The organism is Nocardiopsis algeriensis, from assembly GCF_014203695.1.
GTDB classification, from domain to species: Bacteria; Actinomycetota; Actinomycetes; order Streptosporangiales; family Streptosporangiaceae; genus Nocardiopsis; species Nocardiopsis algeriensis.
Genome location: NZ_JACHJO010000004.1, coordinates 177992 through 202857, shown reverse-complemented (window position 1 = coordinate 202857; position 24866 = coordinate 177992). Strand labels below are relative to the sequence as shown.

Sequence of the window (24866 nt, the reverse complement as noted above, 5' to 3'; positions counted from 1 at the left end):
TCAGGGGGCGGCGGTGGCGTCGTCGAGCGCGTCGCGGATCTTGGGCGGCAGCTCCACGGCCTCCACCTCCAGGATCTGCTCGAGCTGGGAGACGGTGCGCGGCCCCACGACGGCGGCCGCCACCCCCTCCTGGTCGCGCGCCCAGCTCAGCGCCACGGCCAACGGCGGCACGCCCAGCCCCTCGGCCGCCGTGCACACCGACTCCACCACCCGGCGGCTGCGGTCGTCCAGGTAGGGCTCCACGTAGGAGGCCATGTGGGGGAAGGCCGCCCGGGAGTTCGGCGGGATACCGCCCCGGTACTTGGCGCTGAGCACCCCCCGGCCCAGGGGCGACCACGCGATCAGAGAGGCCCCGGCGGCCGCCAGCGCGGGCCGCAGCGCGCGGTCCGCACCCCGGTTCAGCAGCGAGTACTCCGCTCCCGCGCCCACCAGCGGTACCCGACCCGGCCGGGCCCGCTGCCACGTGGCCAGGGTGGCGAACTGCCACGCCTCCAGGTTGCCCGTCCCCACGTACCTGGCCCGCCCCGAGGAGACGGCCTCCTCCATCGCCGCGAGCGTCTCCTCCGGAGGAGTCGCCGGATCGAACGCGTGCAGCTGCCACAGGTCCACGTGGTCGGTCTGCAACCGCCGCAGCGAGGCGTCCAAGGACGCCAGCAGATGCTTCCGGGAGGCGTCCACCGGCCGGTAGCCCTCGGGGGTGTGTCCCGTCTTGGTCGCGACGACCACGTCCTCGCGCCGCACCGCCGACCGCAGCAGGCGGCCCAGGATCCGCTCGCTCTGCCCGCCCGTGTAGATGTCCGCGGTGTCCACGAGGGTTCCGCCCGCGTCGACGAAGGCGGTGAGCTGCTGCCCGGCCTCCTCCTCGGAGGTGTCCTTGCCCCACGTCATCGCACCGAGGGCGGTGCGGGACACCCAGAGCCCCGACCGGCCCACCTGTCTCTGTTCCATGCGGCGGAGAGTACCGCGTCCGGCCCCGGTCGGCCCCCTTCCCGGGACCGGGGCCGGTCCCCGGTCGGGGACCTGTCCGACATGTCGCCGGTGGAACCCCGCGGCGACCCCGGCGGACACAGCCGGAACGCGTATGGCGGACCGGCGGGAAACGTCGCCGGCGGCCCTTCCCGATCACCGCACCCTGGCCGGGGAAGGGGCCTACGCCCGCCCCTGCGCCTGTGAGCCCCAACGGCGGAAGGCGTTCCCCGCGTGGTCGCACCACCGCAATCACCACCGGTTCCCCACCGCGATCAGCGGCCCTCCCGCCTCCCGCGTTACCGACCTCTCAGGTCACTACACCTAGGCTGTCCCCATGGCGACACCCGAAGCAGCGCAGGGCCCCTCCCCGAGCACCGAACAGGAGCCGTCCCGTGAGCGAGGTCCCCGTGACGGCGGCGCCCCGCAGGCGGTCACGCTCGTCCTCGTCCGGCACGGCATGACCGACGCCACCGGACCGAGCCTGGCGGGGCGGACCCCCGGGATCCACCTCAACGACACCGGCCGCGCCCAGGCGGCCGACCTGGCTCGCCGGCTGTCGGACCTGCGGCCCGCGGCCCTGGTCTCCAGTCCTCTCGAACGCTGCCGGGAGACCGCCCAGGCGCTCTCCCGGCAACTGGGCGTGCCGGTCACCACCGACGAGCGCTTCGTCGAGTGCGACTACGGCTCCTGGACCCTGCGCCCCTTCACCGAGCTGCGGCGGGAACCCCTGTGGAAGGTCGTCCAGGAACACCCCAGCGCCGTCCGCTTCCCCGCCGGGGAGGGGATGGCCGCCGCCGCGGCCCGCGCGGCCGAGGCCGTACGCGACTGGAACACCCGCCTGCTGGACGAGGCCTCCGCCGGCGACACGCCCGCCGAACCGCCCGTGTACGTCGTGTGCTCCCACGGCGACATCATCAAGGCGCTCGTCGCCGATGCCCTGGGCATGCACCTGGACCTCTTCCAGCGCATCGTCGTGGACCCCTGCTCGGCCACCTCGATCACCTATACGCACACCCGACCCTTCCTCAACCTGCTCAACGACACCGGGGACAACTTCCCGGCGTTCCCGTCCACCGCGACCACCAGCGGTGACGCGGCTGTCGGCGGTGGCGCGGGAACGGCCGGCCGGAGCTCGTGAACAAGCGGCCGGGGCGGCGTACGGGGGTTGGGCGACAGGGCGCCCGGATCCCGTAGGGTGCTTGTATGCCCGTCTTTCAGTTCAACCCACCGGAGCGGTTCATCGCGGGGACCGTGGGCCAGCCGGGAGACCGCACCTTCTTCCTCCAAGCAGTGGGAGAGGGGCGCATCACCAGCGTGGTCCTGGAGAAGGCCCAGGTCGAGGCGCTGGCCACCCGTGTCGAGGAGCTGCTGGAGGAGGTGTACCGCCGTTTCGGCGCTCCGCCCGACGACACGGTGGTGCCCGAGGACGACGGACCCCTGGAGCAGCCCATCGAGCAGGACTTCCGCGTGGGCACACTCGCCCTGGCCTGGGACGCCGAGGCCGCCCGCGTCATCATCGAGGCGCAGGAGATCGACGAGACCGCGGGCGAGGAGCTGCTGGAGGACGAGGAGGAACTGGAGGTCTTCGCGGAGGAGGCCCCCCACCGCGACGTCCTGCGTGTCTACCTCACGCCCGGTGCCGCCCGCGCCTTCGCCGGCCGCGCCCTGAAGGTGGTCGCCGCGGGCCGCCCCGACTGCCCCCTGTGCGGCCGCCCCCTCGACCCCGCGGGCCACATCTGCGTGCGCCAGAACGGCTACCGGCCCGACCGGCTGGTCTGAGGGCGGTTCCCGTGAAGCAGGACGACACCACCGAGGGCGCTGCGGAGAGCACCGACGCCTTCGGCGGGCTCACCCCCGCGGAGGGCCTCGAACTCCTGCGTGTCGGCGAACTCACCGTCCAGGGCCGCCTGGCCGCCGCCTCCAACGCCACCCTCTACTGCACCGTCTCCGACGGGCTCCGCTCGGCCGCGTGCGTGTACAAGCCGGTGGCGGGGGAGCGGCCGCTGTGGGACTTCCCCGACGGAACGCTGGCCGGGCGCGAGGTCGGCGCCTACGCCGTCTCCGAGGCCCTGGGCTGGGGCACCGTGCCGCCGACGGTCCACCGCGACGGCCCCTTCGGCGAGGGCATGGTGCAGCTGTGGGTGCACGGCGACGAGACCGTCGACCTCGTGGCCCTGGCCCGGGAGACCGACAACGAGGCCCTGCGGCGCATGGCCGTGTTCGACGCGGTCGTCAACAACTCCGACCGCAAGATCGGCCACCTGCTGCCCACCGCCTCGGGCCACCTCTACGGCTGCGACCACGGCGTGTCCTTCGCCGAGGAGTACAAGCTGCGCACGGTGCTGTGGCAGTGGCAGGGCATGCCACTCACGGACGACGCCCTGACCCGGCTCGCCGCTCTGCGCGCCCGCCTGGCCGACTCCGCCGACCCCCTGCGGCAGGAGCTGGACCGCCACCTGACCGGGCCCGAGGTCTTCGCCGTGCGCTCGCGGGTGGACCTGCTCCTCCGGCACCGCGTCCACCCCTACCCCTCGCCCGACTGGCCGGCGGTGCCCTGGCCCCCGGTATGAGACGACCGACTACCAGGCGGTAGAGATGGCGCACCCGTCGGGCAAAGCGGCACAATGGACACGTGAGCAACGAGTTGAACTACCTTTTCGACATGGACGGTGTCCTCGTCCGCGAGGAGCACCTCATTCCCGGTGCCGACGAGCTCGTCGCGGAGCTGCGGGAGAACGGGATCCCGTTCATGGTGCTGACCAACAACTCCATCTACACCCCCCGCGACCTGCGGGCCCGTTTGCTCAACACAGGACTGGACATCCCCGAGGAGTCCATCTGGACCTCGGCCCTGGCCACGGCCCAGTTCCTCCAGACCCAGCGGCCGGGCGGCTCGGCCTACGTGGTCGGCGAGTCCGGCCTGACCACGGCCCTGCACAACGTCGGCTACGTGATGACCGACCGCAACCCCGACTACGTGGTGCTGGGGGAGACCCGGACCTACAGCTTCGAGGCCATCACGCGGGCGATCCGCCTGGTGCGGGCCGGAGCCCGCTTCATCGCCACCAACCCCGACGAGACCGGTCCCAGCGCCGAGGGCCCGCTGCCGGCCACCGGCGCGGTCGCCGCGCTGATCGAGAAGGCCACGGGGCGCCGCCCCTACTTCGTGGGCAAGCCCAACCCGCTGATGATGCGCTCGGCGCTGCGCCGCATCGGCGCGCACTCGGAGAACACGCTGATGGTCGGCGACCGCATGGACACCGACGTCCTCAGCGGCTTGGAGGCGGGACTCCAGACGGTCCTGGTGCTCTCGGGCATCTCCGGACGCGAGACCGCGGAGGAGTTCCCCTTCCGGCCCACGCTGGTGATCGACTCGGTCAAGGACCTGGTGGGCTCCACCCTGGACCCGTTCGGCAGGCGTCAGGAGCACTGACCGCGGAGGTCGGGGGCACGGCGAAGGGGCGGCGGACACGTGAGTGTCCGCCGCCCCTTCTGCCGGTCTCAGGCGCTCTGGCGCTGCTTGGCCAGCTCCTCCACCTTCGCCGCCTCCTCGCGGCGGCGCGCGCGGAGCAGCTCCAGGCGCTCCGCCAGGACCTCTTCCAGGTCCTCCATGCTCCGACGCTCCAGCAGCATGTCCCAGTGGGTGCGCACCGGCTTGACGGCCTTGGGCTCCTCGCCGGAGCCGTCCCGGCGCAGGGCGCGGTCGCCGCAGAAGCGGCACTCCCACTCCGCGGGGATCTCCGCCTCGGTCGCGAAGGTGACCGAGAAGCGGTGGCCGCGGGTGCAGTCGTAGGTGACTTCCTGCCGCGGAGCCAGGTCGGTGTTGCGGTCGTTCTCGTAGCTCGTCGCCCCGAGTCGGGTGCCGCGAAGTGCTCGCTCGGCCATCGTGTGGGTGCCTCCCAGGCGCTTGTGCGGTCTCGCGGGGTGTAACGCGTCGGACCACGTCAAGATTCCCCAACGCCCTGGGGTCGAACCACTTCGGGCGCGATCGGATGCCCCGGGGCGGTTCTGCCGGACTCCGGGCCCGCTGTCGGCGCTGACCTGCGGGGCCGCTGCCCGCAGGCACTCGGACGCGTGGTCACCTGCCGCCAGGGCGAGAAAATATGACATTATGGGCGCTTTGTCATCTAGTGTCTGATTTGTGGGGTTTGGCTTCCGTGTGTTGTCTTAATGTTGTGTTCTCTCTGTGATTAGTGTGAATTGCTGGTGTCTTTGTCCGATATAAAAGCCGAGTGGTTCTCGGAAAAATCATGGAGAAAATAGCCGACCGCCAAGCGCAGAAGGCGGGGATCGCCTTCGGGGAGAGCTGGAGCGACCCCGATCTCGCCGCGGCGCTGCCCGCGGTGCGCGCAGGCGACATCGACAAGGGTCTGGAGCTGCTGCGCACCGCTCCCACCCCCGATCTGCGCTCGCTGCGTCTGGACACCTTCGCCGGAGAGTGCACGCACCTGCTGGAGGCCCTCGAGCTCCGGAAGGGCGACGACGACCCCGCCCTGCTCCTGTGGGCCGGCGCGGCCAGGGTCCAGGCGGCCTGGAAGATCCGTACGGCCGCCCGCGCCAGGGACGTGGGGGCCGAGCGGTTCCGCAGGTTCCACGCCTTCCTCGAACCGGCCGCCGAACCCCTCCTGCGGGCGGCCGGCCTCGACGACGAGGATCCCGACCCCTGGAACATCCTGCAGTGGTACTGCATGGGCATGGGCATCCGCCGCGAGGACAGCGACAAGATGTGGCTGCAGCTGTGCGCCCGCGACTCCTGGCACTGGGCGGGCCGGGTCACACGCCTGCAGGTCCTGTGCGAGAAGTGGTACGGCTCGCACGAGGAGATGTTCGCCTTCGCGCGCGAGACGGCGGCCCTGGCCTCCCCCGGGGACCCCTGCCTGACACTGCTGCCCCAGGCGCACCGCGAATACGTGTTGTTGCTGCTGGACGGCGCCGAGACCGTCGGTGACATCGGCAGGCGCGTCCGCGCCCACTTCTCCGGCCCCGGGGTCGCCGCGGAGCTCGCCGAGGCGGCCGACCGCTGGGAGAAGGGCGACGGCAGCCACCCGGAGCACAGGGCCCAGGCCCACGAGTTCGGTGCCGCCCTGTACTACGCGGGGGAGCGCGAGCGCGCGGCGCGGATCCTGGCTCCGGCGGGACGGCTGGTCTCCAGGGTCTCTCTGTGGAGCTACGCCGAGAACTGGCCGCTGGAGGGCCTGCGCAGAGCACTGCGCGACCTCGGGCTGCTCTGAGCCGCGTCGGGCCCTCGGGGGCGGGGCCCGACGCGTGTCCCCGGAGGTATATGTGCAGATCAGAAGCCCTTTGTGGAGAATCGGGGAGGGCGGAGGGGCGCGCGTGCGGGCCGGGAAAGGCGGGGAACGGAGTCTCCCTTCGATGGACGGCCGGTGACGGGGCTGTCACACATGAGATTGCATTGTTCATTGTTCCGGCATACCGCCGGACCGAATCTGGTGGTATGTTCAGGCTTCGTGCGTTGAAAAGCGTGACTTATAGGTATTTGTCCGCTTCTTTTCGTTGTGCGCACAGAGAAACCCGCTCCGGTACGCCCCAGGTGTGCCCAGGAGCGATGACGTGGCCGGACGTGGAAACCGATGACCAAGACTCCCGACCCCCGCGGTACCCGGGCCCCAGGGCCCCGAGCGCCGCGCTGGCCGTACGCTCTCCCGCTGCTGGCCCTCCCGGCCTGGATCTGGGCGCTGCTGGCGCTCCCCGAGGCGCGCCACCCCGCAGCGGTGACCGCCGCCGCGGTGGGGATCGCCCTGCTCGTGGCGCTGGCCGTGCTCGTGGACCTGCGTGAGCGGCGGGCCCGCGCCCTGGGCGCCGAACTGGCCCTCATCCGCGAGGGCTCCGAGGCCATGGCCCGCGAGTACCTGCCGCGGATGGTCGAGCGGCTGCGCGAGGGCGCCTCCACGGAGAGTGCCCTGCACATCCTGCCCAGCTACGTGGACCTGGACACCCCCCAGGGCGCCGTGGTCCGCTCCGTGGCCACGGAGATCGCCGCGGCCGAACGCCGGCGCGCCGCCACCATGGCCGCCTGCGCCACCGCGGCCGGCCGCATGCAGGCCCTCACCACCACCATGCTCGCCGACCTGCGCCGCATGCAGGAACACCACGGAGACGGTGTCACGGGCACGGACGTGCTGGGAGACCTCATGCACCTCGACCACAGCACCGCCCAGGCCGGCCGCATCGCCGACAGCATCGCCATCCTCACCGGCGCCCGTTCGGGCCGCCGGTGGAGCAAGGCCATCAGCCTGGAGAGCATCCTGCGCGGTGCCATGGCCCGCATCGGCTCCTACCAGCGCATCCGCACCCACAACGTGCCCCGGCAGGGCATCGCCGGGTTCGCCGCCGAGGGCGTGATCCACGCACTGGCCGAACTCCTCGACAACGCCACCAAGTTCTCGCCCCCCACCGCCGAGGTCCACGTCCACGTGGAGGAGGTCCAGGCCGGGATCGCCGTCATGATCGAGGACGGCGGACTGGTCATGAGCGAGGACGCGCTGCACCGCGCCCGCGCCGCCGTCGCCGGCGGCCTGGACATCGCCAGTATCTCCGGCAGCCGCCTGGGCCTGTCCGTCGTCGGGCAGATCGCCAAGCGCTACGACCTCTCCGTGTCCTTCCGCTCCTCCTCCCGGGGCGGAACGGCCGTGGTCCTCCTGATCCCCCAGAAGCTCGTCAAACCGCTGCCCGCGCAACCCGCTCCCGCCGCGGCGCACTCCGGCCGCCCCACCGGGGCGGCCCATGGAGCGGCCCCCGCCGGGGTCGCCGCTCCGGCCACGCCGATCCGTCCCCCGGTACCCGCTGCGCCCGAGGCTCCCCCCGCCCCGGCCGGCACCGGCGGAGGCGGTGGACTCGGGCTGCCCCAGCGGCGGCGGGGCAAGACCCTCGCGGCCGCCCAGGACTCCGACCCGCGGACCGCGGCCGGGGACAGCAGGCCGGCCACGCCGGTCAAGGGCTTCGGGGCCTTCCGTTCCGCAGTGCGTGGCCAGGACCAGACCGGATCACCGAAGGACGCATGATGGACCTCGCAAAGTTGACGTGGCTGCTCGAGAGCCTCCTGGAGCGCACACCCGGCTCCCGCCACGCCCTCGTGCTCTCCCGGGACGGGCTCAAGCTGTGCCACAGCTCCGGCATGAGCATCGACAGCGCCGACCACCTCGCGGCCATCGCCGCCGGACTGCAGAGCCTGGCGCACAGCGCCTCGGTCGAGTTCGGCAGCGGCACCGGCGGTGTGCGCCAGGCCATGGCCGAGTTCTACGGCGGCCTGCTGTTCATCGTCGAGGCCGGCCAGGGCGCCCACCTCGCGGTGGTCACCTCCGAGGAGGCCGACCCCGGCCTGGTGGGGCACAACATGAACGAGCTGGTCGAGCAGCTGGGCGAGTACCTGTCCGCTCCCGCACGGAACGCCTCCGGACAGGCATGAGCCGCTACAGGGACGAGACACCCGACCGCCTCTACGTGATCACGTCGGGCCGCAGCGGGGGCTCCGACGAGTCCCTGGACGCGGTGACACTGATCGTGGCCGAGAGCGAGCCCACCGCCGGCATGCAGTCGGAGCACGTGGAGATCCTCCGGATGTGCCGCAGCCCCATGGCGGTGGTGGAGGTCGCCGCCCACCTGGGACTGCCGGTCACGGTGGTCAAGATCCTGCTCACCGACCTGCTCGACAGCGGCCGGATCACCGCACGCCACCCCAGGCCGGCGCCCTCGCCGGCCCACCCCTTCGCCTCCCCTGAAGTCCTGGAGAAGGTGCTCGTTGCACTCCACAACCTCTGATCCCCCCGGCACGGCCGACGCACTGCCCTCGACCGTCGAACAAGCCCTGAAGATCGCCGTGGTCGGCGGCTTCGGGGTCGGGAAGACCACCCTCGTGCGCTCGGTGAGCGAGATCCGCCCGCTCAACACCGAGGAGAGCATGACCCAGGCGGGCCAGGGCATCGACGACGTGAACGGGGTGGAGGAGAAGCGCAGCACCACGGTGGCCTTCGACTTCGGCCGTATCACCCTGGACGCCACCTCGGTGCTGTACCTGTTCGGTGCCCCCGGACAGCAGCGGTTCTGGTTCCTGTGGGACCGGCTGTTCAGCGGAGCACTGGGCGCGGTCGTCCTCGTGGACACCCGCCGCCTGGCCGACTCCTTCTACGCGATCGACCGCCTGGAGGCGCAGGGCATCCCCTTCGTCGTGGCCCACAACGACTTCGGGGAGGCCGACCACGACCTGGAACAGGTGAGGGCCGCCCTCGACCTCGACCCGGCCGTACCCCTCCTGCGCTGCGACGCGCGCGACCGGGCCTCGGCCAAGAAGGTCCTCATCGCACTCGTCGAACACGTTCGCACCCTCGTGATGGGAAGGACAAGGTGAACGGCTGCCCCGTACCCCTCCACGGCCCGCGCTTCCAGACCGACCCCGCCGGGCTCTACCAGGAGATGCGCACCACCCACGGCCCGGTCGTCCCGGTGACCATGGAGGGCGACCTCCCCGCCTGGCTGGTCATCGGCTACCGGGAACTGCACCACGTCCTGACCAACCCCGACGTGTTCGCGCGCAGCTCCAAGCGCTGGAACGCCTGGGACAAGGTCCCGCCGGACTGGCCCCAGATGCCCATGGTCATGCCGCTGCCCACGGTCCTCTACTCCGAGGGCGCCGAGCACCGCCGCCGCGCCGGCGCGGTCGGCGACGCCCTGGCCGCGGTCGACCCGCACGAGCTGCGGTCGGTCACCGTCCGCACGGCCGACCGGCTCATCGACGGCTTCTGCGCCTCCAGCGGCGTGGACCTGCGCCAGGCCTACACGGCCCGCCTTCCGGCCCTGGTCCTGTCCTGGATGTACGGGCTCGACGAGCAGCAGGGTGACCGGCTGACCACCGCCATGACCACAATGGTCGACGCCGGTCCCGAGGCCATCGCCGCCCAGCAGTTCCTCATGCAGTCCATGACCGAACTGGTCGCGGCCCGCCGGGCGGCCCCCGGACCCGACGTGGCCTCGCGCCTGGTCCACCACCCGGCGGGCCTGGCCGACGAGGAGCTCGTCCCCGAGCTGATCGTCCTCCTGGGCGCCGGCAACCAGCCCACGGGGGAGTGGATCGGCAACGCGCTGCGCCTGATGCTCACCGACGAGCGCTTCGGCGCCTCCCTGGCAGGGGCGCGTCTGAGCGCGGGCGAGGCCCTCAACGAGGTCCTGTGGGAGGACACCCCCACCCAGGTGTACCTGGGCCGCTACGCCGTCCACGACGTGCAGCTGGGCGGCCAGACCATCCGCGGCGGGGACATGGTGCTGCTGGGACTGGCAGGGGCCAACCGCGACCCCGAGCTGCACCCGGCCGCGCAGATGTCCGGCAACCGCACCAACCACGCGCACCTGTCCTTCTCCCACGGCGAGCACCGCTGCCCCTACCCGGCGCGGGAGATCGCCGAGACGATCGCCGTCACCGCGGTCGAGGTCCTCCTCGACCGCCTCCCCGACCTGGAGCTCGCCGTGGCGGAGGAGGAGCTCCAGTGGCGCCCCTCCCCGTGGATGCGCGGTGTGGCCTCCCTCCCTGTCACCTTCACCCCCGTGTCACCGCAAGGAGCCGCTTGATGCCCTGCCCCGTACAGCACAACTCCGACGGCGCACTCGTTCTCGACCCCTACGTGCGCAACCTGCCCGCCGAGCGCGAGGCCCTCTACGCGGAGGGCCCCCTCACGCGGGTCGAGCTCCCCGGGGAGGTGACCGTCTGGTCGGTCACCCACCACGAGGAGGCCAAGGCGCTGCTCACCGACTCCCGGCTGGTCAAGGACATGGCTCACTGGGCCGACTTCCAGGAGGGGCGGGTGCCCCGCACCTGGCCGCTGCTGAGCGTCATCCCGCCCACGCCCACCAACCTGCTGGGCACCGACGGCAAGGAGCACAAGCGGCTGCGCCTGCTGACGGCCAAGGCCTTCTCGGCCCGGCGCACCGAGCGCCTGCGCCCGCGGGTGGAGGAGATCACCGCCGAGCTGCTCGACGCGCTGGAGGCCAAGGCCGCCTCCGGTGAGCCCGTCGATCTCAAGGAGGAGTTCGCCTTCAAGCTGCCGATGAACGTCATCGGCGAGCTGTACGGGGTGCCCGACGCCCAGCACGGCTACCTGAAGGACATGTACGTCAAGTTCTTCAGCTCGGTCACCGGTCCCGAGGAGTTCCTGGAGACCTACGCCGCGCTGGAGCGCTACTACGACGACATCATCGCCCTCAAGCGCGCCCAGCCCGGTGACGACCTCACCACCGAGCTGCTGGAGGCTGACGAGGACGGCGACTCCCTCAGCGACCTGGAGGTGCGCGGCACCCTGCAGGTCGTGGTCGCGGCAGGCCACGAGACCACGGTCAACCTGCTGTGCAACGCGGTACGCGCCCTGCTGACCCACCCCGAGCAGTTCGAGCTGGTCAAGAAGGGCGAGGTGAGCTGGGACACGGTGGTGGAGGAGGTCCTGCGCTACGACCCGCCCACCTCCAACTTCATCATGCGCTTCGCCACCGAGGACGTGGAGGTCGGCGGGAAGACCATCAAGAAGGGGGACGCCCTGATGGTCTCCTACGGCGCGATCAGCCGCGACCGGGCCGAGCACGGCGAGGAGCCCCACCCGGACACCTTCGACCTGACCCGCACCAAGGGCCGCCACATCTCCTTCGGTTACGGGCCGCACGTGTGCCCGGGCGCGCCGCTGGCCCGCATGGAGGGCCAGATCGCCCTCCCGATGCTCTTCGAGCGCTTCCCGGACCTGAAGCTGGCGGTCGCCGATGAGGAGCTGAAGAACCACCCCTCGGTGGTGGTCAACAGCCTCCAGGACCTGCCGGTGATCCTGCGCCCGTAGGGGCCTCCGGACAAGGGGCCGCTTCCTGCCGATCGGCAGGAAGCGGCCCCTTCCCCTGGGGAGAACCTTCCCTGGGAGAAGACTTACCCGGACACAACCCCTCGTTTGCGGCATGTCGCCTTAAGATCCACGGGCGTACGTGTCCTCACGGGGGAGGGCGGACATGACGGCGACCCGACCGGCCGCGGCCGCGGCCCTCGCCCTGCTGGTGCTCACCGGCTGCCAGGCCGGCCGGGACGCGGAGGCCACCGGGGCCGACAGTACGGTTCCTCTTCCCGCGGAGAGGTCCGGTCCCGAGCCCGCTCCCGTGCAGCGGGCGCCGCGGTCCGCCGGGCCGCAGGAGCCCCGGCCCTCGGCCGGCCCCGCGCCCGAGGCTCCGCCGGAGGAGGCCGTGGAGGGCTACACGGAGGCGCTCGCGGCCACCGGCGACCCCGACCGCATGCGCGAGGGACTCGCGCTGACCGCCGACCCCTCCGCCGCCCGCGACCTCCTCGTCCACCAGGCCCTGGTCGCCCAGGCATGGGCCGACGCGGGCACCCCGCTCGGTCCCGGCAGCAGCGAGCCGGCCGGGGACGGCCACCGGCTGTGCCCTCCCTCCGGAACGGGGACGGCGTGCGTGCGGCTGACCGGTTTCACCGGCTCCGACGGACTCGTCGACGGCCTTCTGGTCGACGGCACCGACCCCGGCCCCGCCCTCGTCGCCGGCAGCGGACGCGACGACGAGTCGGAGGGGGTCCGCGCGAGCGTGCTCACCGCCTACCAGTCCGTCGTCGGCAAGGACCTCGTGGTGACCGCCGGGTTCGCCGCCGGCGACGACGTCTCGCTCGACCTCGCCGGCGCCTCCTACCGCGCCGAGGGCGGTACGGAGACCGATGCGCACCGGGCGGTGGGCCGCCACGAGCTCGACGCCGGCGAGACGGCCACCGCAGTCTTCACCTTCCCCGGGGCGGTCCCCGGCGGTGAGCTGCTCGTCGGCGGCTGCCTGGAGGAGTGCTCGGCCCTGGTCCTCCTCGAACTGCCCGTCGGCTAGACCGTGCTGTGCGGACGCCCTCGCCGCACCGGAGGAGCCGGTCCCCGGTGAACGGCCGACCAGGCGCCCCCTTGCGGGGCGGAGGGTGCAGGCTCGGCCGGGTCGGCCTCGCAGGTTCCTTCGCCCCGCAAGAGGGCGCCTGGTGGTCGTGCGGCCCGAGATGATCCGAAAAGCAGGGCCGAGGCCCTGTTGTTCGGATGCTCTCGCCGTATCGGCGGAGCCGATCCTCCGGCGAACGGTCGGCCAGGTGTTCCCTGGCGAGGCGGGGAGCGCAGCTCAGCCTGGTGGGCTTGGCAAGCTCTCCGGCGCGGCAAGGGGGCGCCTGGCGGCCGTGCAGCCCGAGATGATCCGAACAACAGGGCCTAGGTCAGTTCGGGGTCGTTCTCGGCGATGGAGCTGAGCGCCGGGTTGAAGGCGTCGCGCAGGCTGTCGCCCAGCAGGTTGAACGCGATGACGACCGAGGCGATACCCACGCCCGGGAACACGGCGGCCCACCAGGAGAGGCGGAGCGTCTTCTGGGCGTCGGCGAGCATGCTCCCCAGCGAGAAGTCGGGGGGCTGCACCCCCAGGCCCAGCAGGCTCAGCGAGCTCTCGACGAGGATCAGCGTGCCCACACTGGTGGACCACAGGATGATGACCGGGCCCAGGACGTTGGGTGCGATGTGGCGCACCAGGACCCGGACGGGGGAGGCGCCGGCGGTGCGGGCCGCCGTGACGAAGTCCAGCCGCTTGGTCTGCTGCACCGAGGACACGATGGTCCGCGCGTAGTTGGTCCACCCCCAGAACGCCAGCACCGCCATGAGGAGGGCGATCCCGGGGCCGGCGAACGCCGCCAGGGCGATACCGACGGCCGCGAACGGCACCGCGAACTGGATGTCGGCCAGCCGCATGAGGAGGCCCCCGAGGAACCGCTCGTAGTACCCCGCGAGCAGCCCCAGGGTCAGGCCGATCGCCGCGGTCGCGGTGGCGGTGAGGAAGCCGATGACGAGGCTGAGGCGCAGGCCGACCAGGATGCGGCTGAACACGTCGCGGCCCAGGGGGTCGGTCCCCAGCAGGTGGCCGCCCTCCCCGCCCATCCAGGACGGGGGCTGGTTGGTCTCGCTCAGGACCTGCTCGGTGGGCGAGTGCGTCACCAGCAGGTCCGCGAAGCAGGCCACCAGGACCAGGGCCGCGATCATCAGGACGGAGAACTTGCCCGTGGGCGAGGCCCACACCCGGCCCAGGATCTCCCTGCTGCGGGCCTTGCTGCGGGTTCTGGCCGGGGCGGCCGTCCCGGCGGCCGCCGTGCTCTGAGGGGTGTCGGTGCCGTTCACTGTGCCACCTTGGTCCGTAGCCGCGGGTCGACCGTTCTGACGACGGTGTCCATGAGGATGTTCATCAGCGTGATCAGCACCGCGATGCTGAACACGCTCGCCTGGATCACCGGGAAGTCCCGGTTGGTCACGCTTCCCACGAGGAGGGCGCCCAGACCGTTGTAGTTGAGCAGGGGCTCGAGGATGAGCAGGGCGCTGAACATGAGGGAGAACTGGATGCCCAGCCACGCCAGCACGGGCGGGAGCGCGGTGGGCAGGGCGTGTTCGAGGAGGACCCGGGCCGGGTGGATGCCCTTGGACCGGGCCGTGGTGACGTGCCCCTCGGTGAACGCGTCCAGGAGCTGTCCGCGCACCAGGCGGCTCAGCGTCGCGAGGCCGTAGATGCTCAGTGCGACCCAGGGGACGACCAGCGAGGCGAACCCGCTGTTGCCGGTCGCCGGCAGCCACTGGAGGTTGATCGAGAAGATCAGGACGAGCACCAGGGCGAGCCAGAAGTAGGGGATGCCGTCGAACAGGAACGTCACGGTCATCAGCGCACGGCCCGACAGGCGGGTCGGGCGCAGCGCGGCGTAGATGCCGATCGCCAGCGCACCCAGGAGGGAGATCAGCAGCGGCGGCAGGACGATCCACAGGCTCGCCCCGAGCCGTGAGAACACCATCTGCGCGGCCGGCAGGCCGAACATGTACGACTGCCCGAAGTCGAGGGTGAACCCGGCCGCGATCGTGGACAGGTACTGCACGATCAGGGGCCGGTCGAGCCCCATGCGCACACGGGTCGCCTCGACGACCTCCGCGCTGGCGTCGGCGGGTGCCATCAGCGTCGCCGGGTCGCCCGAGAGCCGGATCAGGACGAACAGCAGTGTGGAGACGCCGACCGCGACGAAGGCGATGAGGGCGATGCGGCGTACGAGGAAGAGCAGCACGGCGCTACTTCCCTCCCGGTCGCGCGGCGGACTCGAACACCCGGGTCAGGAAGCGCTCGCGTTCGCGGGCCAGCCGCTCGGCGTTCTCCCCCTGGGGCTGGGTGCGTTCGATGTCGTCCCTGGTGAGGGTGCCGCGCTCGTCGAGCAGCTGCTCGATCACGGCGAGCCGGTCGCGCATCACCCACAGTTCGGAGGCCAGTTCCATGGTGATCCCGAAGAGCGCGTCCAGATGCTCGGGACGGTCCAGGTGGACGGCGTCGTCGTTGGCGAAACCTGGCATGGGGTCACTCCTTCTCGCCGGTGTGCGGCACGGACCCGGCGGGGACCGGACGCGGCGGTGCGGTGGTGGGCGGGACGTCGGTGAAGGTGAGCTCCGCCGGCTCGGGGCGTACGCTCGCGGCCGCCGTGTCGAGCTTCAGCTCGCCGGGGAAGTGGCAGGCCACGGACCTGCCCGGGGCGGCCTCCCGCAGCTGCGGGACCTGCTCGGCGCACTGCTCGCGCGCGATCGGGCAGCGGGTGCGGAACACGCATCCCGAGGGCGGGGACATCGGGGAGGGGATCTCCCCCCGGGGCACGATGCGGTGCTCGCGGTCCTGGTGCATCGACGCCAGCACCGCCGAGTAGGGGTGCAGGGGCTCGGTGAACAGGGCGTCCGCCGGGGCCGTCTCCATGAGGCGGCCCAGGTACATCACCGCCACGCGGTGGCTGATCTGCCGCACCAGTGCGAGGTCGTGGGTGATGAACAGGTAGGCCAGACCCAGTTCCTTCTGGAGGTCCCCCAGGAGGTTGACGATCTGGGCCTGCACGGACACGTCCAGGGACGCGGTGGGCTCGTCGGCGATGATGAGCGACGGATCGGTGATCAGCGCGCGTGCGATGCCGATCCGCTGCCGCTGCCCGCCGGAGAGCTCCTGGGGGTAGCGGTCGGCCATGGAGGTGTCCAGCCCGACCAGCTCCAGCATCTCGGCGACCCGGGAGCGGCGCTGCGCGGCGTCGCCGATGCGGTGCACCACCAGCGGTTCGGTGAGGGCCTCGCCCAGCCTCATGTAGGGGTTGAGGGAGGTCGAGGGGTTCTGGAACACCATGGACATGCGGCGCCGGACGTCCTGGCGCAGCCGCGCCCCGGAGCTGCGGGTGATGTCGCGCCCCTCGAACTCCACCGTCCCCGCCGTGGGCGGGTACAGGCGGATCAGCGTGCGGCCCACGGTCGTCTTGCCGCTGCCGGACTCTCCCACCAGGCCGAGGGTCTCGCCCCGGCCGATCTCCAGCGAGACCCCGTCCACGGCCTTGAGCACCTTGCGCGAGCGCCCGAGGCCGCCCATGCGGAAGTGCTTGGCCAGACCGGACGCTCTCAGTACGGGCCCGTCGTGCGAGACGGTCCTGCGGTCGGGGTTCATCCCGACCTCCTTTCCGCAGAAGGCGGTGCGGTTCCTGCCGTGACGCGTACGCACGCGGAGCGCCTGCCGGGCTCGCCTGCGATCGGTACGGTCGTGTTCGGCGCGGTCGCGCAGATGCTGGTCCGGTGCTCGCAGCGGGCTGCGAACGGGCACCCCTCGATCACCTCCAGCGGGGAGGGGGGACGGCCCGCGATGGCCCGCAGCCGCTCCCCGGGGCGGCGGCCGGGTGCGGCCTGCAGCAGCGACCGGGTGTAGGGGTGCTCGGGACGGGCCATCACCTGCCCGGTCGGCCCCTCCTCGGCGACGGAGCCGGCGTACATCACGACCAGCCGGTCCGCGATGTCGGCGATGACGTCGAGGTCGTGGGTGGCCAGGACGACGGTGATCCCCAGGTCCCGGTTGAGCTCCTGGAGCAGTTCGAGGATCTGCGCCTGGGTGGTGACGTCCAGCGCGGTCGTGGGCTCGTCGCACAGCAGCAGCGACGGCGACGCGACCAGGGCCATGGCGATCACGATGCGCTGCAGCTGCCCGCCCGACACCTCGTGCGGGTAGGAGCGCAGCCGCGTCCCGGGGTCGGGGATGCCCACCCGGGCGAGCATGTCCCCCGCCAGGGTGCGCGCGGCCTCCTTGGACAGGGTCGGGTCCGCCGCACGGGCCGACTCCGTGAGCTGGCGTCCGATCGAGTGCATCGGGTGCAGGGCCCGCCAGGGGTCCTGGAAGACCATCCGGGCGGTGCGGGACCGGAAGGCGCGCAGCTCGCGCCCGCGCAGGGGCGCGATGTCCTTGCCGTCGACGAGGATCGAGCCGCTGACCTGCGCCCCGGGGGCCAGGAGCCGCAGGACCGCCAGCAGCGCCGTGGATTTGCCCGAACCGGACTCGCCGGCCAGCGCGACGATCTCGCCCCGGGCGACGGAGAAGGACACGTTGCGCAGCAGGTCGGCGGTGCCGCCGGGGGTGCGCAGGCCGACTCCGACCCGGTCCAGCCGGAGGATGTCGGGGGTGTCGCTCATGCGAGGCCTTCCATCGGTTTCCTGGCCACGGTGACCCAGGGGTAGGACTGCTGCCCCAGCGCCTCCTGGCGGATGTCGGTGAACCCGGCGGTACGCGCGACCTCCACGAGGTCGATGGTCGCCGCGGTCCGCCACCACGGTTCGTGGCCGTTCTCGGCGTCCCAGTCGTCGTACCAGGCCTGGTAGGGGCTGCGGAGGCGGTAGGGGGCCACGTCGGAGAAGACGAGGTCGCCCCCCGGACGCAGCAGGCGGAACGCCTCCGCGAAGACCTTGCGGATCGCGTGCGGGGGCATCTCGTGCAGCAGGATGAACGAGGCCACCAGGTCGAAGCTCTCCCCGTCCAGACCGGTGTCCTCGGCGGGTGCCCGGACCAGGTCCCACTCCGTGCCGGCCTCGGCGGCGCGGCGCTGGGCGTAGCGCAGCTCGGCCAGGGACAGGTCCACCCCCGTGACACGGGCTTCGGGGTAGGCCTGGGCGAGTTTCAGGGTGAACTGGCCGGTTCCGCATCCCAGATCGCAGATGTCGGTGTAGGTGTCGCGGGGGGCGAGCTCCGCCACCCGGGTGCGCTGGCCGAAGATGTCACCGGGGAAGGAAGGCACCAGCAGGTACCGGTACACCAGCTCGTGGTGGATGAAGCCCATGTGCTCGTGCCCGTCCCAGCCGCCGGCGGTCCCGTGGAACTCGTAGCGCCAGTAGCGCGGCACCGCCTCCTCGCCCCGGTCGGCGATCTTCTCGGGTGCGGGCGGGGCGGCCTTGGGGGCCAGCTCGTCGGCCCGCTCCTCGAACGCGTCCACCGCCCGGGGGGTGAGGACGGCGCGGTTCCAGCGCAGGGCGGCGCCGGCGATCCCCAGGCGGGGGTCCTCGGCCAGTACCTCGTCGGCGGCCTCGCGCAGCCGGGCGATGTCTCCGGCGGCCTCCTCCAGGGCCGCTTCCTTCTCCAGGCGTTCGCGCAGACGCGCCTGAAGGGGCCGGAGCCCCGCGCGCATGGCCTGGAGGAACTGCATCTCGGACCGGCCCCGCTGTGCCAGTTCGACATCGGCCCGCATGCCGTCGGGGACGGTGGGCTGTGCGGTGCTCATCTCGCTCCTTGGGTCGTCTCGGGTGCGGGCGGGAACCGGGGCGGTGCGTGCACCGCCCCGGGACCGGGTCAGCCGGTCTTGACCGCCTCGTCCAGCAGCAGGACCAGTCCGTCGCCGTAGTCGACGCCCTCGACGCCGGCCAGGCTGGCCGAGACCGAGGGGCGGCCGAAGGTGTAGAGGACGTAGGCCTGGTCGCGGACGTACTCGGAGGCCTCGATCAGCAGCTGCTCGCGCTTCTCCGGGTCCATCTCGGTGCGCTGGGCCTCGTACAGCCGGGTCCACTCCTCGTCCTCGACGAAGGGGCGCTCGCCCGAGGAGATGAAGGAGTAGGGGCGTCCGGCGTCGAAGACACCGCTGTAGGAGGAGCCCCGGTAGAAGATGTCGGCGTCGGTTCCGTTGCGGAACTGCTCCACCCACACGCCGATCTCGTTGGCCTCGATGGTGGTCTCGAACCCGGCCGCGTCGAGCTGGGAGCCGATGGACTCCAGCAGGGTCCTGTCGCGCGACTGGCCCGAGAGGGTGATCTCGGCGCCGACCGCGTCGGCCTCCTCCAGCAGCTCGCGGGCGTGGTCGAGGTCGAACTCGGGGCGGGTGATCTCGGGGGAGTGGCCGAACACGCCCTCGGCGGAGACCTGCCCGTCCTCGATGATCCCGGCTCCGAAGGTCAGCGCGTCGATCATCGAGGGAGCGTCGATGGCGGCGACCGCGGCCCTGCGGACGCGGACGTCGTCGAAGGGCTCCTGCACCGTGTTGAGCTGGAACATGTTCTGGAGTCCGCTGAACTCGTTGTGCAGCTGGATGTCGTCGCGCCCGGAGAGGGTCTCGATGGCGTCGGAGGCGAGTTCGTGGGCGATGTCGATCTCCCCGGACTCCAGCGCGGCGGACAGGGCGCCGGTGTCGGCGATGTAGCGGACCGTGACCTTCTCCGTGGCCGGCTCCTGGCCCCAGAAGCCGTCGAAGGCCTGGTACTCGACACCGGTGCTGGGGTCGAAGGAGGTGATCTCGTAGGGGCCGGAGCCGACGGGGTCGGCGCTGAAGCCGTCGGCGCCGCCGACCTCCTCCCAGTGGGCCTTGGGGACGATGAAGATCTGGCCGATGTGCGACAGCAGCAGCGGGTCGGGTTCCTTGGTCTCGATCTCGACCGTCCCGCCCTCGCCCTCGCGGACCGAGGCGACCGTGGAGATGTAGGCCGCGTTGGCGAACTGCTCCTCGAGGATCTCGTTGAAGCTGAACACGACGTCCTCGGCGGTGACCGGCTCGCCGTTGTGGAACGTGGCGCCCTCCCGCAGGGTGAAGCGCCACAGGGTGTCGCTGACCTGCTCCCAGTCGGTGGCCAGGCGGGGCTGGGGCTCCTCGTCGCCCCGCATCTGGCGGACCAGGGCGTCGAAGGCGTTGAACTGGAAGGTCGCGTACTGCTTGTTGAGCGGGTTGATGGCGTCCTCGGTGACCGAGGTGCCCACGGTGATGTGGGAGGCCTGCTCCCCGGTGCCCTCGGAGGAACCGGGCATCCCGCATGCGGTCAGGAGCAGGGTGGTGGCCGTGAGGACGGCGAGGCCGGGGAGAGCGGTGCGGCGTCGGCGGGGGCGGCCCGGGGAGGGCGCCGAGCCGTGGGAGTGGATCGGGCGTCCGATCATCGTTCCTCCTTGTACGCCTCGGGGTGGGAGAGGCGGCTGTGCGGGGTGGTGGCGCCGGCCTGCGGTGCGGTTTCCGAGACGGGTGCGCGGGGCTCGGGGCGCTTGCGTGCGGCCGGTTCGAGGTGATCGATACTCACCGTGACGGCGGGTTCCACGGCTTAACCAGATCGATATTGTTTCTCTGGACGGAAAGCCGTTCCATGAATAATGGACATGATGTGGGCCACACGTCAAGAGGGGAGAAAAAGCCCATTGACACGAGAGCGGAGGTGGCTATCGTGTAGGAACCGGATTTGCCGGAATGATGTTCCACTGTGTGGAACAGGAGAGGATCGCTGATGGACGTGCCCGTCCGCCACCGAGGCCGCGCAGGGATGGAGTTCCTGGGTTCGCTCCAGGGCTACGCCGGCGGAGTGCTCCAGAAGAAGGCCGCCGCCGAGTACGCGGCGGCCGTGCCCGAACCCCCGACCAAGATCAGGGACCGCCGCGAGTCCGTGGCCCAGGCCCTGGACGACAGCAGCGCCTGGCGCTTCGACCGGTTCCTCACCCGCTACGTGGCCGAGGAGATCTATGTCCGGGCGATCCCGGCGGCGGAGGAGGTGCGTCCGGCCATCGAGGAGTGGCTGGACGTCTCGGACGCCCCGGGCAGCCTGACCCTGAACCCCGACGTCAAGGTCCCCGCGTACTGGGAGAACGGGTTCCACCTCACCCCCGGAGGCTGGGACGGCCACGACCTCATGGGCGTCATCACCCAGGACTTCGGCTACCACTACGTCCTCAAGCCCGGCGGCGTGGGCGCGGTGCGCACCGGCGAGGACCTCAACGACCAGCGCACCCTCCTGGCGATGGAGGCGCCCCGGCGCGACTACCGCCGGATCCTGGAGCCCGGCGTGGGCACGGGCCGGTTCGCGCTCTCGGTCAGCAAGGTCTTCCCCGACGCCCAGTTCGTGGGTGTGGAGCTGTCCACCCAGATGCTGCGCTACGCCCACGCCACCGCGGCCGAGAAGGGCCTGGCCTGGGAGCTGATCCAGGCACCGGCCGAGGACACGGGGCTGCCCGACGCCTCCGTGGACCTGGTCGCCGCCTACATCCTCTTCCACGAGACCCCGCCCAAGGCGACCGAGGCGATCCTGCGGGAGATGTTCCGGGTCCTGGAGCCCGGCGGCGACATCGTCATCGGCGACGTGGCCCCCTACGAGCACCAGGAGGCGTTCCGCGCCGTTGTCCTGGACTGGGAGACCGAGAACCGGGGCGAGCCCTACTGGCGCTCGGCCCTGCAGCTCGACGTCCCGGGCCTGCTCAAGCAGATCGGGTTCACCGACGTCGAGGCCTACGGCGTGGGCCCCGGCAACTACCCCTGGGTCAACCGGGCGCGCAAGCCCCGTTCGTGAGCCGCAGCCACCCCCGACCCCCCTCGGCCCGCGCGCCGGGTCCAGGCAGAGAGGACTTCCCGTGAGCAAGACAGACAACTACCTCGGCAGCACGAGGTTGGACGACATCGCCCGCATGGTGACCGAGCTCGCCTCGGAGGTGTGGATCCTGCGCGACCGCAACATGGTCCTGGAGCACCTGCTGGCCGAGAAGGGCGCGGTCTCCCCCGAGGAGATCGAGGAGCTGCGCCCCGACGGCGAGCTGCTCGAGCGCATCCAGGACGAGCGCGCGGCGTTCGTGCGCCGCGTCTTCGGCGCGGTCCTGGACCAGGAGGAGCGCATCAGCGGAGCGCTGTGACCCCAGCGGTACGCAAAGGGCGCCGGACCCCGGAGGGGGTCCGGCGCCCTCGTCCGTCTCAGCCGCGGAAGCCCAGGCGCTCGGAGAGCCGCCGGGTGGTCTGCACCAGGGCCTGGGCGCAGGCCTCGGCCTCCTCCAGGAAGCGCTCGCGCGGCCCGCACACGCTCATGACCGCCACGGGCTCGCTGCGGTGGTCGAGGATCGGGGCCGCGGTGGAGGCGGCCCCCGCCTGGCGCTCGCCGTAGGAGGTGGCGTGGCCGGCCTCGCGGATCCGCTCCAGCTCGGCGCGCAGCTCGTAGGTGTCGACCACGGTCTCGCCGGTGAGCGAGCTGAGCGGTTCGCGCGCCAGGTAGGCCTCGCGCTCGGCCTCGGGGAGGAAGGCCAGGAAGGCCTTGGAGGAGCTGCCCGCGTGCAGCGGGTAGCGGACGCCCAGGGGGACGGTCATGATGACCTCGCGCCGGGGGGTCACCTGGTCGATGTAGACGCGGGCGTCGCCGGCGCGCACGGACAGGGTGGTGGTCTCGCCGGTCAGCCGGGAGAGGGAGCGCAGGTCCGGGGCGGCGACCTGGCGGACGTCCATGTGCTCCTGGTAGGCCGCGCCCAGCCGCATGGCGGTGGTCCCCAGCGAGTAGCGGCGGCTGTCCTCGTCCAGGTGGATGAGGTCCCGGGAGCGCAGGGAGGCCAGGATCCGGTGCACGGCGGCCTTGGACGTGCCCAGCCGGTCGGCGATCTCCGTGACCCCGAGGGTGGGCGAGTCGGATTCGGCGAACAGGACGAGGACGTCGGCCGCGCGCTCCACCGTGGACACGGTCTGGCTTCCGGAGGCGCGCCGCTCGGTCGTGGCCGTCGGTGCGCCGTTCGGAGAGGACTCGCTGACGGGCATGGCGGGCTCCTTGGGAGTGGAGGTGAGGGGGGAGCCACGGCGTGGCGGGCTCATGCCCACCACGCCGTGAGTGTTCCGGATGTAGGAACGGCGTTGATGGTCTGGCTCGTTGCAGGCAGAGTATATCCCGTAACGCTGTCACAGAGAACGGAACAGGGTAGACGAGTTTTTCTGCGCGGAAACCATCGATTTCATCGCCCCGCACCATTGCCCGACGACAGAGAGGTACCGTTTTCCGCCGGGGTGGAACAGGCCGGAATCGTCGACGGGGGGCCTTTTTCCATCGCCCACCGTAGCCGACCGCTCCACGGCCCCGCAGGGAACGGCGCAGCCGCCTCAGTCGAGGAACATGCCGTAGAGCTCGGGCGCGCGGGTGGCCACGGGGTCCAGGTGGTGGCCCATCATCTTGCTGTTGGCCTCGCGCAGGTCCAGCTCCACCAGCAGCTGCTCCTCGAAACCGGGCCGCGACCAGTACCCGGTCGGGTAGCGCATCAGCGCGATCGGCTGTCCGGGGGCGAACTCGTCGGCCCGCAGGACCTGGCTGCCGACCTCGGCGGCGCTGTCCAGGCGGGTGCACGAGACCAGGTGCACCCGGTTCTCCTCGGTGCGCTCGGTCGCGGCCACGTGCGCGGCCTCGGGTGTGCTCCAGTCGGTCGGATGGGCGATGATCTCGGCTCCCGCCAGGGTCAGCAGCCGCGCCACCTCCGGAACCCAGACCTCCTCGCCCACCATCAGGCCGATCGTCCCGATCTCGGTGCGGACCACGTCGATCCGGTCCCCCGGCCGGGCCCACTCCCGCTCACCGGTGTCCAGGTGGGTCTTGCGGTAGGTGTGGACGACGCGGCCCGACCGGTCCAGGAGGTAGGCCGTGGAGTAGTGGTGGCCGGCCTCCTCCTCCACCAGGTGCGCCACCACCCACACGCCGGCGTCCGCGCAGGCCCGGGACAGGCGCTCCAGGACCCGGGCCGACAGCTCCGCGGCTCCCGCCGGGTCGGCGGCCACCTCGCCCGGCGCGAAGCAGAAGAGCGACGGCAGGACGCCCAGGTCCGCTCCGCGCCGCCCGGCGTAGGCGATCTGCTCCACGGCCCGGGTGACGGTCCAGTCCGTGTTGTGGAAGTGGCTGACCTGGAGCGTGGCCACCCGGACCGGGCGGGACGGCATGTCCTCGGGGGCCGGCCCGCACATCCGTGCCACGGGCAGCTCCTCCAGCGGCGCGGTCAGGGGCGCGTACAGGTCGGTGCGGCGCCAGGCGAAGAGGTCGCCGACGCCGGGCATCACCTTGTCGTCGGCCTCCGTCGGGTCGATGTCGGCGAAGACGATCCCCGGCTCGGTCTCCCCGGCATCGGCCAGCCGGGTCCCGTCGGGGGCCACGATCTGGCTGCCGCCCATCCACGGCCAGCCGTCGGCGGGGCCGCCCACGGTGTTGGCCGCGACGTGGAAGACCCGGTTCTCCATGGACCGCAGCGGCACGTGCACCCGGTACTCGTCCGGGCCCCGGGAGTTGAGCGAGTTGCACAGGATCTGGGCGCCCATCAGGGCCAGCGCCCGGGGGGTGTCGGGCACGATGCCGTCGGCGCACAGCAGCAGCCCGATCCGGCCCAGCTCGGTGTCGTGGACCTGGTAGGGCTCGTCCCCCGGGACGAAGAGTGTGTACTCGTAGTCCCACAGGACGTGCTTGCGGTGCACGCCCGCGATCTCGCCCTCCGGGGTGATGAGGACCGAGCAGATGTGGACGTCCGGGGCGCGCTCGCCGCGCAGGTCGACCCCCGCGGCCACGTACACGCCGTGGGTGCGGGCGGCCTCGCGCAGCCCGTCGACGAACGGCCCGTCGAGGGTGGGGGAGTGCTCCCAGCACTCCTGGCGGTCGGCGTAGTCGCGCAACCGGTTGCTGTTCTCGGGCAGCACCACGAGCCGGGCGCCGCCCTCGGCGGCGCGCCTGATGTGGTCGGTGCACAGTTCGAGGTTGGCGGCCGTGTCCGTTCCGGAGAAGAACTGTGCCGCCGCCACGCGGTGAAGGGTCATCGGTTCGCTTTCCTGGGTCGGGTGGTGGACGGGCGCCCCGGGGCGCCCG

At 71.8% G+C, this 24866-nt stretch carries 26 protein-coding genes and 1 pseudogene; 15 read left to right on the top strand and 12 right to left on the bottom strand.

The features are described 5' to 3' along the window. Entirely contained in the window at nt 1-948 is a 948-nt protein-coding gene (locus FHS13_RS07490; protein ID WP_184289662.1) for an aldo/keto reductase, read from the bottom strand. Between the two features lie 172 nt (nt 949-1120). Between FHS13_RS07490 and FHS13_RS21925 the strand changes: the two are divergent. The 5 genes and pseudogenes from FHS13_RS21925 to FHS13_RS07470 all read left to right on the top strand — a co-directional run. Continuing rightward, nucleotides 1121-1294: pseudogene (locus tag FHS13_RS21925) on the top strand (IS481 family transposase); the annotation flags it as partial. 9 nt (nt 1295-1303) lie between these two features. Beyond that, nucleotides 1304-2107, top strand: coding sequence for an MSMEG_4193 family putative phosphomutase (locus FHS13_RS07485; protein WP_184289659.1), 804 nt, complete (start codon nt 1304-1306; stop codon nt 2105-2107). Nucleotides 2108-2172: 65 nt separating this feature from the next. Continuing rightward, nucleotides 2173-2748, top strand: coding sequence for a DUF3090 domain-containing protein (locus FHS13_RS07480; protein ID WP_184289656.1), 576 nt, complete (start codon nt 2173-2175; stop codon nt 2746-2748). A gap of 11 nt (nt 2749-2759) precedes the next feature. Next, nucleotides 2760-3539 (top strand): SCO1664 family protein, encoded by a 780-nt coding sequence (locus FHS13_RS07475; protein ID WP_184289653.1) that lies wholly within the window; start codon nt 2760-2762, stop codon nt 3537-3539. A 62-nt stretch (nt 3540-3601) separates the two neighbouring features. Continuing rightward, nucleotides 3602-4402, top strand: a complete 801-nt coding sequence (locus FHS13_RS07470) for an HAD-IIA family hydrolase (RefSeq protein ID WP_343064937.1) — start codon at nt 3602-3604, stop codon at nt 4400-4402. Between the two features lie 68 nt (nt 4403-4470). On the opposite strand, the gene FHS13_RS07465 is transcribed toward FHS13_RS07470, so the two are convergent. Then, a complete protein-coding gene (locus tag FHS13_RS07465) occupies nt 4471-4854 on the bottom strand; it encodes an RNA polymerase-binding protein RbpA (protein ID WP_184289650.1) in 384 nt (127 codons plus the stop codon). A gap of 347 nt (nt 4855-5201) precedes the next feature. Here FHS13_RS07465 and FHS13_RS07460 point away from each other — a divergent pair, with 347 nt between their 5' ends. From FHS13_RS07460 to FHS13_RS07425, 8 genes are all read left to right on the top strand, one after another. Then, nucleotides 5202-6200, top strand: coding sequence for a hypothetical protein (locus FHS13_RS07460; RefSeq protein ID WP_184289647.1), 999 nt, complete (start codon nt 5202-5204; stop codon nt 6198-6200). Nucleotides 6201-6560: 360 nt separating this feature from the next. Further along, nucleotides 6561-7991, top strand: a complete 1431-nt coding sequence (locus FHS13_RS07455) for an ATP-binding protein (protein WP_184289644.1) — start codon at nt 6561-6563, stop codon at nt 7989-7991. Then, nucleotides 7991-8395 (top strand): roadblock/LC7 domain-containing protein, encoded by a 405-nt coding sequence (locus tag FHS13_RS07450; protein ID WP_184290238.1) that lies wholly within the window; start codon nt 7991-7993, stop codon nt 8393-8395. The genes FHS13_RS07455 and FHS13_RS07450 overlap by 1 nt, the downstream gene beginning before the upstream one ends. Further along, the gene (locus FHS13_RS07445) at nt 8392-8748 is read left to right on the top strand and encodes a DUF742 domain-containing protein (protein ID WP_184289641.1); all 357 of its coding nucleotides are present in this window, start codon (nt 8392-8394) and stop codon (nt 8746-8748) included. The genes FHS13_RS07450 and FHS13_RS07445 overlap by 4 nt, the downstream gene beginning before the upstream one ends. Then, nucleotides 8729-9334 carry a GTP-binding protein gene (locus FHS13_RS07440; RefSeq protein WP_184289638.1) on the top strand — a complete coding sequence of 202 codons (606 nt, stop codon included), beginning with the start codon at nt 8729-8731 and terminating at the stop codon, nt 9332-9334. The genes FHS13_RS07445 and FHS13_RS07440 overlap by 20 nt, the downstream gene beginning before the upstream one ends. Next, a complete protein-coding gene (locus FHS13_RS07435; protein ID WP_184289635.1) occupies nt 9331-10548 on the top strand; it encodes a cytochrome P450 family protein in 1218 nt (405 codons plus the stop codon). Before FHS13_RS07440 ends, FHS13_RS07435 begins: the two co-directional genes overlap by 4 nt. After that, nucleotides 10548-11798 (top strand): cytochrome P450 family protein, encoded by a 1251-nt coding sequence (locus FHS13_RS07430; RefSeq protein ID WP_184289632.1) that lies wholly within the window; start codon nt 10548-10550, stop codon nt 11796-11798. The genes FHS13_RS07435 and FHS13_RS07430 overlap by 1 nt, the downstream gene beginning before the upstream one ends. Before the next feature lie 163 nt (nt 11799-11961). Next, nucleotides 11962-12828, top strand: coding sequence for a hypothetical protein (locus FHS13_RS07425; RefSeq protein WP_184289629.1), 867 nt, complete (start codon nt 11962-11964; stop codon nt 12826-12828). Nucleotides 12829-13190: 362 nt separating this feature from the next. Here the strand turns inward: FHS13_RS07425 and FHS13_RS21340 are convergent, their stop codons facing one another. From FHS13_RS21340 to FHS13_RS07385, 8 genes are all read right to left on the bottom strand, one after another. Continuing rightward, complete coding sequence (locus FHS13_RS21340; RefSeq protein WP_184289626.1) at nt 13191-14141, bottom strand: ABC transporter permease subunit; 951 nt, start codon at nt 14139-14141, stop codon at nt 13191-13193. Further along, entirely contained in the window at nt 14138-15064 is a 927-nt protein-coding gene (locus tag FHS13_RS07415; RefSeq protein ID WP_184289623.1) for an ABC transporter permease subunit, read from the bottom strand. The genes FHS13_RS21340 and FHS13_RS07415 overlap by 4 nt, the downstream gene beginning before the upstream one ends. A 4-nt stretch (nt 15065-15068) precedes the next feature. Continuing rightward, nucleotides 15069-15344 carry a hypothetical protein gene (locus FHS13_RS07410; RefSeq protein WP_184289621.1) on the bottom strand — a complete coding sequence of 92 codons (276 nt, stop codon included), beginning with the start codon at nt 15342-15344 and terminating at the stop codon, nt 15069-15071. A gap of 4 nt (nt 15345-15348) precedes the next feature. Next, the gene (locus FHS13_RS07405; protein WP_184289618.1) at nt 15349-16461 is read right to left on the bottom strand and encodes an ABC transporter ATP-binding protein; all 1113 of its coding nucleotides are present in this window, start codon (nt 16459-16461) and stop codon (nt 15349-15351) included. Continuing rightward, nucleotides 16458-17471 (bottom strand): ABC transporter ATP-binding protein, encoded by a 1014-nt coding sequence (locus tag FHS13_RS07400; protein ID WP_184289615.1) that lies wholly within the window; start codon nt 17469-17471, stop codon nt 16458-16460. The genes FHS13_RS07405 and FHS13_RS07400 overlap by 4 nt, the downstream gene beginning before the upstream one ends. Beyond that, complete coding sequence (locus tag FHS13_RS07395) at nt 17468-18550, bottom strand: class I SAM-dependent methyltransferase (protein WP_184289612.1); 1083 nt, start codon at nt 18548-18550, stop codon at nt 17468-17470. Before FHS13_RS07395 ends, FHS13_RS07400 begins: the two co-directional genes overlap by 4 nt. A gap of 68 nt (nt 18551-18618) precedes the next feature. Then, the gene (locus FHS13_RS07390; protein WP_184289609.1) at nt 18619-20184 is read right to left on the bottom strand and encodes an ABC transporter substrate-binding protein; all 1566 of its coding nucleotides are present in this window, start codon (nt 20182-20184) and stop codon (nt 18619-18621) included. Next, nucleotides 20181-20321 carry a hypothetical protein gene (locus tag FHS13_RS07385; protein WP_184289607.1) on the bottom strand — a complete coding sequence of 47 codons (141 nt, stop codon included), beginning with the start codon at nt 20319-20321 and terminating at the stop codon, nt 20181-20183. Before FHS13_RS07385 ends, FHS13_RS07390 begins: the two co-directional genes overlap by 4 nt. Before the next feature lie 201 nt (nt 20322-20522). Between FHS13_RS07385 and FHS13_RS07380 the strand changes: the two genes are divergently transcribed. Together FHS13_RS07380 and FHS13_RS07375 are read left to right on the top strand one after the other, a co-directional pair. Further along, nucleotides 20523-21575, top strand: coding sequence for a class I SAM-dependent methyltransferase (locus tag FHS13_RS07380; protein WP_184289605.1), 1053 nt, complete (start codon nt 20523-20525; stop codon nt 21573-21575). Between the two features lie 61 nt (nt 21576-21636). Next, on the top strand, nt 21637-21912 hold the full coding sequence (locus tag FHS13_RS07375; RefSeq protein WP_184289604.1) for a hypothetical protein: 276 nt from the start codon (nt 21637-21639) through the stop codon (nt 21910-21912). A 58-nt stretch (nt 21913-21970) separates the two neighbouring features. On the opposite strand, the gene FHS13_RS07370 is transcribed toward FHS13_RS07375, so the two are convergent. Further along, on the bottom strand, nt 21971-22795 hold the full coding sequence (locus FHS13_RS07370) for an IclR family transcriptional regulator (protein ID WP_184289602.1): 825 nt from the start codon (nt 22793-22795) through the stop codon (nt 21971-21973). A 336-nt stretch (nt 22796-23131) separates the two neighbouring features. Then, on the bottom strand, nt 23132-24817 hold the full coding sequence (locus FHS13_RS07365) for a carbon-nitrogen hydrolase family protein (protein ID WP_184289600.1): 1686 nt from the start codon (nt 24815-24817) through the stop codon (nt 23132-23134). Nucleotides 24818-24866: the final 49 nt, after the last annotated feature.

What these genes read in the sequence shown, in the direction of transcription:
- FHS13_RS07380 (WP_184289605.1), top strand. Translation starts at nt 20,523, where the DNA reads ATGGACGTGCCCGTCCGCCACCGAGGCCGCGCAGGGATGGAGTTCCTG.
- FHS13_RS07390 (WP_184289609.1), bottom strand. Translation starts at nt 20,184, where the DNA reads ATGATCGGACGCCCGATCCACTCCCACGGCTCGGCGCCCTCCCCGGGC.
- FHS13_RS07455 (WP_184289644.1), top strand. Translation starts at nt 6,561, where the DNA reads ATGACCAAGACTCCCGACCCCCGCGGTACCCGGGCCCCAGGGCCCCGA.
- FHS13_RS07370 (WP_184289602.1), bottom strand. Translation starts at nt 22,795, where the DNA reads ATGCCCGTCAGCGAGTCCTCTCCGAACGGCGCACCGACGGCCACGACC.
- FHS13_RS07490 (WP_184289662.1), bottom strand. Translation starts at nt 948, where the DNA reads ATGGAACAGAGACAGGTGGGCCGGTCGGGGCTCTGGGTGTCCCGCACC.
- FHS13_RS07365 (WP_184289600.1), bottom strand. Translation starts at nt 24,817, where the DNA reads ATGACCCTTCACCGCGTGGCGGCGGCACAGTTCTTCTCCGGAACGGAC.
- FHS13_RS07405 (WP_184289618.1), bottom strand. Translation starts at nt 16,461, where the DNA reads ATGAACCCCGACCGCAGGACCGTCTCGCACGACGGGCCCGTACTGAGA.
- FHS13_RS07445 (WP_184289641.1), top strand. Translation starts at nt 8,392, where the DNA reads ATGAGCCGCTACAGGGACGAGACACCCGACCGCCTCTACGTGATCACG.
- FHS13_RS07395 (WP_184289612.1), bottom strand. Translation starts at nt 18,550, where the DNA reads ATGAGCACCGCACAGCCCACCGTCCCCGACGGCATGCGGGCCGATGTC.
- FHS13_RS07480 (WP_184289656.1), top strand. Translation starts at nt 2,173, where the DNA reads ATGCCCGTCTTTCAGTTCAACCCACCGGAGCGGTTCATCGCGGGGACC.
- FHS13_RS07465 (WP_184289650.1), bottom strand. Translation starts at nt 4,854, where the DNA reads ATGGCCGAGCGAGCACTTCGCGGCACCCGACTCGGGGCGACGAGCTAC.
- FHS13_RS07425 (WP_184289629.1), top strand. Translation starts at nt 11,962, where the DNA reads ATGACGGCGACCCGACCGGCCGCGGCCGCGGCCCTCGCCCTGCTGGTG.
- FHS13_RS07400 (WP_184289615.1), bottom strand. Translation starts at nt 17,471, where the DNA reads ATGAGCGACACCCCCGACATCCTCCGGCTGGACCGGGTCGGAGTCGGC.
- FHS13_RS07430 (WP_184289632.1), top strand. Translation starts at nt 10,548, where the DNA reads ATGCCCTGCCCCGTACAGCACAACTCCGACGGCGCACTCGTTCTCGAC.
- FHS13_RS07410 (WP_184289621.1), bottom strand. Translation starts at nt 15,344, where the DNA reads ATGCCAGGTTTCGCCAACGACGACGCCGTCCACCTGGACCGTCCCGAG.
- FHS13_RS07450 (WP_184290238.1), top strand. Translation starts at nt 7,991, where the DNA reads ATGGACCTCGCAAAGTTGACGTGGCTGCTCGAGAGCCTCCTGGAGCGC.
- FHS13_RS07485 (WP_184289659.1), top strand. Translation starts at nt 1,304, where the DNA reads ATGGCGACACCCGAAGCAGCGCAGGGCCCCTCCCCGAGCACCGAACAG.